This is a genomic window from Paramesorhizobium salinisoli (assembly GCF_003335045.1).
GTDB classification, from domain to species: Bacteria; Pseudomonadota; Alphaproteobacteria; order Rhizobiales; family Rhizobiaceae; genus Paramesorhizobium; species Paramesorhizobium salinisoli.
On the sequence record NZ_QOZG01000084.1, the window covers coordinates 1 to 1,133 of the forward strand.

The 1,133-nt window shown below is 58.3% G+C and carries 1 pseudogene; it reads left to right on the plus strand.

The features are described 5' to 3' along the window. Positions 1-54 precede the first annotated feature (54 nt). Positions 55-1,133, plus strand: a pseudogene (locus DUT91_RS25000) (IS630 family transposase).

Below are 1,133 nucleotides of genomic sequence, written 5' to 3' on the forward strand. Positions count from 1 at the left end.
CTAGTTGATTGATCGAGACGAATGAATCCAATGTCGGATGTGCGACGATTCCCTATGCGCACAGGGATCACATTTGACGTCACCGCCGGCGATCGGGCTCGGCTTGAGGCAATCGTCGCCGCCGGCAGTTCGCGGCAGAAGCATGTATGGCGGGCGAAAATCATTTTGATGAGCGGCGATGGCCTGGAACGGTCGCAATCATGGCAGCGACCGGGAAATCCAAGACCTGCGTCTGGCGCTGGCAAGAGCGTTTCATGTGCGAGGGCGTGGACGGGCTTTTGCGCGACAAGAGCCGACCGCCCGGCATTGCACCGCTTGATGGCGAACTCGTTGAGCGGGTCGTCGCCCTTACGCTTGAGACGCCTCGGCAGGAGGCGACGCACTGGACCGTTCGTGCGATGGCCAAGGCAGTGGGGATTGCAGCCTCTTCGGTCGTCAAGATCTGGCATGAGCATGGCCTTGCGCCGCATCGCTGGCGCAGCTTCAAACTGTCGAATGACAAGGCTTTTGCCGAGAAGCTTCACGACGTCGTCGGCCTCTACGTCTCACCTCCGGCCCATGCCATTGTCTTGTCCGTCGATGAAAAGAGCCAGATCCAGGCGCTCGACCGGACGCAGCCGGGTCTCCCCATGAAGAAGGGCCGGAGCGGCACGATGACCCATGATTATAAACGCCACGGCACCACCACCCTGTTCGCCGCTCTTAATACTCTCGACGGCTCGGTGATCGTTCGCAACACGCAGCGTCACCGGCATCAGGAGTTCATCCGCTTCCTCAACGCTATCGAAGCCGAACTGCCTAAAGATAAGGCCGTCCACGTCATTCTCGACAACTACGCGACCCATAAGCAGCCAAAGGTCCGCGCTTGGCTGGCAAGGCATCCGCGATGGACCTTTCACTTCGTTCCAACATCTTGCTCATGGTTGAACGCCGTCGAGGGGTTCTTCGCAAAACTCACGCGCCGGCGTTTGAAGCACGGCGTCTTTCATTCCGTTGTTGATCTGCAGGCCGCCATCAACCGCTTCGTCAAAGAGCACAATCTGGAACCAAAGCCATTCATCTGGAAAGCCAACCCCGACAAGATCATCGCAGCTGTTAAACGGGGGCACCAAACGTTGGAATCAATCCACTAG